This is a genomic window from Nocardia sp. NPDC004582 (assembly GCF_053602115.1).
The window spans coordinates 1-5,478 of record NZ_JBSGCY010000236.1 but is presented as its reverse complement, the minus strand read 5'-3'; the positions used below and the strand labels follow the sequence as shown (position 1 = coordinate 5,478).

Genomic DNA, 5,478 nt, shown 5'->3' with positions numbered 1-5,478 from the left:
GGCGGCGTCCGCGACGGCGTCGCCGGCACCCTGGTCCCCGGCGCGCCCGCCTCCTACGCGATCTGGGACTCCCGCGAACTGGTCGTGGCGGCCGCCGCCGACACCGTCCAGCGCTGGTCCACCGACCCCCGCTCCCGCGTCCCCGGCCTGCCGCCGCTCACCCCGGACGCCACCCTGCCGCAGTGCCTGCGCACCGTGCACCGCGGGGTCACCATCCATGAAGCCTGACACCGACCCCGAAAACGACTTCCGCGCATCGGCTTCCACCGCCGACGCGGGCGGTGCGCCCGACACCGGCTCGCGCGTGAACGGTCCGGAACGCCTGACGGGTGGAGACGCTGGTCTATCCGGGTCTCGCGCCGCGGATCCGGAGTACATGTCCGAGATCGCGGCCGGGGACGCGGCAGCCGCCGCTGGGGGTGCCGCGCCCGAATCCGGGTCGCGCGTGAACGGTTCGGCACGTCTGAGCGGTGGCGAGGCCGAGGGATCCGGGTCTCGCGCCGCGGGTCCGGAATACATGTCCGAGACCCCGGCCGGGGATACGGCGGCCGCCGCCGGGGATTCCGCTGCCGCCATCGGGTCGGCCGACGGGGTGGCCCCGGTCGGCGCCGGATCGGCTGTGGTCGAAGGCAGTTCGACCGGAGGCGCTGTGTCCCCCGGGGCCGGGGCGGGCAAGTCGATCGCCGCGATCGTGGCCGCTGCCGGGCGGTGGCCGAGGTCGGCACGTCTGCTCGCGGCCGTCGTGGCCGGGCTGCTGCTGTATGCGAGCTTCCCGCCGCGGACCCTGTGGTTCCTGGCGCCGGTCGGGATCGCGATCCTGACCCTCGTGGTGCGTGGAACCGGCCGGGCGCGTGCGGGATTCGGGTACGGGTATGTGGCGGGGCTCGGGTTCTTCCTGCCGCTGCTGCCGTGGACCGGTATCTATGTCGGGCCCGCGCCGTGGCTCGCGCTGTCGGCCGTATGTGCTGTGTACGTGGGACTTTTCGGGCTGCTGACGCGGTGGGTGGCGACGCTGCCGGGGTGGCCACTGTGGGTGGCGGCGGTGTGGTCGCTCACCGAATGGGCGCGCGCCAGCTTCCCGTTCGGCGGGTTTCCCTGGGGGAGGCTGGCTTTCGGGCAGGCCGACGGCTGGTACCTGCCGTACGCGATGGTCGGCGGCGCGCCGCTGGTGAGTTTCGCGGTGGCGCTCACCGGGACCGGGCTCGCGGCGCTCGCCGCGGGATTGCCGGGCCGCCTCACCGCCCGCGTCGGCGGTAGCGGAGGAGTGGCCGGGGCCACATCGGATTCTCCCAGATGGGGAGCATCGCATCTCACATCGTGGAACCGGATTGTTGCTGCGGCAATGCTTGTGGCTATAGTTCCACTCGCCGGAGTGATCCTCCGGACCGCGCTGCCCGGCCCGGAGGACGGCAACCGGCCGATCACGGTCGCCGCCATCCAGGGCAGCGTGCCGCGCCTGGGCCTGGACTTCAATGCCCAGCGCCGCGCGGTTCTCGACAATCACGTCAAGCGCACCGAGGAACTCGCCCGCGACATCGCGGCCGGGAAGGCCCCGCAACCGGACGTGGTGATCTGGCCGGAGAACTCCTCCGATATCGATCCGCTGCGCAACGCCGATGCGGCGCAGGAGATCTCGCGGGCGTCGATCGCGGTGAAGGCCCCCATCCTGGTGGGCGCGGTGCTCGTGAACGCCGATCGCACCACCACCAACTCCGTCATCGTGTGGAACGGCGAGGCCGGCCCGGCCGAGCGCCACGACAAGAAGATCATCCAGCCCTTCGGCGAGTACCTGCCCTACCGGGAGTTCTTCCGCCACTTCTCCGAATACGCCGACCGCGCGGGCTATTTCGTGCCCGGCACCGGTGACGGCGTGGTGCACGTGCGGCCCGCGGGCGGCGGCGCCCCGGTCGCCATCGGCGTGGCCACCTGTTACGAGGTCGCCTTCGACCGCGCCTTCGAGCAGTCGGTGCGCGCGGGCGCGCAGCTGCTCACCGTGCCGTCGAACAACGCCACCTTCGGCCGCAGTGAGATGACCTATCAGCAGCTGGCCATGTCACGGGTGCGCGCGGTCGAGCACGGCCGCGCGGTGGTGGTGTCGGTGACCACCGGCGTCAGCGCCATGATCACCGCCGACGGCGTGATCCGGCAGCAGACCCCGCAGTTCGAGCCCGCCGCGCTGGTCGCGACGTTGCCGCTGCGCGACGACTCGACACTCGCGTCCCGTTTGGGCCCCACGCCCGAGACTGTTGTGTGTATTCTGGCCGCGGCCGCTACCGCGGCCGCGCTGATCCGGAGGCGTTACCGCACCCCGCGCGGGTGATATCTGAATCGGTCATAACCAACCGGACGGCCGGAGAATTCATCCGGCGTGGTACCGCGGGCACGTGTGTGAGGGCCGTACCCGTCTCGGCGACTTGGATTCGCCAGTTCGTTGCCAGGGCTTGTTGAATTTCCCGATAGGTCCGAATCAAAACCGTTCCATTATGCGAGTTGGGCGCATACTGTGAGGTTTGCTGTTGGGTAACTGAACTATTGCTGCGTTCCGCCAACGCTGTTCGTTGCGGCAACTCGAGATCACCACCGATCCACTCGGCGGGATGCTCCGAATCATAGGACGTGGATCACGTCCTACGGCTCGCGCATGCGCGCGCACGCCGGGCATCCAGGACCTTGTGATCACTCTTTCGGGGCTCGGGGAGTTGCGTCTACAGCGTCAGAACGGAGTGTTTGATGAGTTCATTGGCCACCGACCGTGTCGACCAATGTTCTTCGGGTGAATTCTCGGCTCAACCTTTCGTGCTCTCCCCGGCGCAGACAGCACTCTGGTACGCCCAGCGCATCAGGCCGGACATTCCCCTCACCATCGCGCAGTTCGTCGAGATCCACGGCGACCTCGACGTCGGCCGCCTGCTCTACGCGATCGAACGCTTCGGCGCCGAGAGCGAGGTCGGCCACGTCCGCCTGCTCGAGATCGACGGCGTCCCGCACCAGGTGGTCGACCTCAATCGGCGCCCCGGCTGGGCGCGGGTCGACCTGCGCGGCGAACCGGACCCGCGCGCCGCGGCCCACGCCTGGATGAACGAGCACGCCAGCTCACCCATCGACATCGAGCGCGACCCGCTCACCACCAACGTGGTCATCCAGATCGGCGACGCCGACTGGATCTGGTACACCCGCGGCCACCACATCGTGATCGACGGCTACGGCGCCATGAACGCCACCACCCGCGCCGCCGAGATCTACACCGCGCTCGAGGACCACACCGAGCCGACGGTCTCCCGGGCCACGCCACTGGCCACCATCTACGCCGACGAGAACCGCTACCGCGACACCACCCGCTTCGTCTCCGACGGCGACTACTGGCGCGCCCAGCTCGCCGGCGTCGGCGAACCGCTGACACTGTCGGCCAACGGCACCGTGGTCCCGATCTCCGACGCGGGCCGCCGCACCGCCACCGCCGTGCTCACCCCCGAGGTCGAGGCCGATATCGAGGCCGCCGCCACCGCGTTCGGCTCCAACAGCTCCGCGCTGTTCGTCGCCGCCCTGGCCGGCTACGTGCGCGCGGTCACCGGCACCCAGGACGTGGTGCTCAGCCTGCCCGTCTCCGCACGCACCACGGTGGCGCTGCGGCGATCGGCCGGGGTGGTGTCGAATGTGGTGCCCATCCGCGTGCAGTTCACCGGCGCCGAGACCGTCGCCGACACCGTGCGCGCCGTCGAACTGCAGATCACCGGCGCGCTGCGCCACCAGCGCTACCGCAGCGACGACATCCGCCGCGACTGCGGCTACTCCCGCGACTCGCGCGGCTTCTTCGGCCCCATGGTCAACCTCATGCTCTTCCACAGCGAGCTGAAGTTCGGCAGCCTGATGGGCTCGATCAACGTGCTGTCCACCGGCCCCGTCGAGGACCTCTCGATCAACCTCTACAACGGCCTGGGCGACCGCATCCACATCGACTTCGAGGCCAACCCGCGCCTGTACGGCGACGCCGAACTGTCCATGCACCACGGCCGATTCCTCGACTATCTGGGCCGATTCGTCTCCGCCGCACCCGAATCCGTGGTCGTGGACATGCCGGTGCTCACCGACCCGGAACGCGAACTCGTCCTGCGTGAATGGAATTCGACCCAGGTCGACCGGCAGGAGGGCACCCTGCCCGGGCTGTTCGCCGACCAGGCGGCCCTGTCCGCCGACCGGATCGCGCTGGACTTCGAGGGCGAGACCCTCACCTACGCCGCCCTCGACGAGCGCGCCAACCGCCTGGCCCGCGAACTCGTCGCGCGCGGCGCGGGCCCCGACACCCTGGTCGGCCTGGCCATGCGCCGCAGCCTCGACCTGCTGGTCGGCATGTACGCCATCGTCAAGGCGGGCGCGGCCTACCTGCCCATCGATACCGACCACCCGGCCGATCGCATCGCCGCCGTGCTCGAGCAGGGCCGGCCGCTGTGCGTGCTCACCACCGCCGCCGACGGCATCGAACTGCCCGATCTCGCACCGCGATTCGACATCGACACCGCCGATCTGTCCGCGCACTCGGGCCGCCCGGTCACCGACGCCGACCGCACCGCGCCGCTGCGCGCCGAGCACCTGGCATATGTCATCTTCACCTCCGGCTCCACCGGCAAGCCCAAGGGCGTCGGCGTCAGTCACGCCGCCATCGTGAACCGGCTGCGCTGGATGCAGCACGCCTACCCGCTCGACCCCGCCGACGTCGTGCTGCAGAAGACCCCCGCCACCTTCGACGTGTCGGTGTGGGAGTTCTTCTGGCCCTTGCAGATCGGCGCCCGCCTGGTCATCGCCGCCCCCGACGGGCACCGCGATCCGTCCTACCTGGCCCGCGTCATCGCCGAGAAGGGCGTCACCACGGCGCATTTCGTGCCGTCCATGCTGTCGGTGTTCCTCACCGACACCGAGGTGAGCGGCTGCACCGGCCTGGAGCGGGTGTTCTGCAGCGGTGAGGCGCTGCCCGCCGCCACCGTCGCCGAATTCCACGCCGCCCTGGGCACCGGACCCGAAGCGCCGCAACTGCACAACCTCTACGGTCCCACCGAGGCCGCCGTCGACGTCACCGCCTGGCACTGCACACCGGGTGACACCGACGTGCCGATCGGCGCGCCGATCTGGAACACCCGCACCTACGTCCTCGACGCCCGCCTGCAGCCCGTCGCCCCCGGCGTGGTCGGCGAGCTCTACCTGGCGGGCGTGCAGCTGGCCCGCGGCTACCTGGGCCGCGCCGCCCTCACCGGCGACCGGTTCGTGGCCAACCCCTTCACCCCCGGCGCCCGCATGTACCGCACCGGCGACCTGGTGCGCTGGCGCGGCAACGGCAGCTCCGGCGTGCTGGAATACCTGGGCCGCAGCGACTTCCAGGTCAAGGTGCGCGGCCTGCGCATCGAGCTCGGCGAGATCGAGGCCGCCCTGCTCGCCGACCCCCGGGTCGCGCGGGCGGTCTGCGTGGCCCGCCGCGGTCGCGGCGGC

2 protein-coding genes and 1 pseudogene are annotated in these 5,478 nt (G+C 70.7%); all 3 read left to right on the top strand.

The genetic code is table 11. From position 1 onward, the window contains the following. A pseudogene (locus tag ACWELJ_RS33010) lies at positions 1-228 on the top strand (amidohydrolase); the annotation flags it as partial. Between the two features lie 148 nt (positions 229-376). Beyond that, a complete protein-coding gene (gene lnt / locus ACWELJ_RS33005; RefSeq protein WP_452369995.1) occupies positions 377-2,320 on the top strand; it encodes an apolipoprotein N-acyltransferase in 1,944 nt (647 codons plus the stop codon). A 410-nt stretch (positions 2,321-2,730) separates the two neighbouring features. Next, the coding region (locus ACWELJ_RS33000; protein WP_452369994.1) for an amino acid adenylation domain-containing protein at positions 2,731-5,478 on the top strand (2,748 nt) is incomplete at its 3' end.

Excerpts from the sequence above, each read along its gene's own strand:
- lnt (WP_452369995.1), top strand. The coding sequence starts at position 377 with ATGTCCGAGATCGCGGCCGGGGACGCGGCAGCCGCCGCTGGGGGTGCC.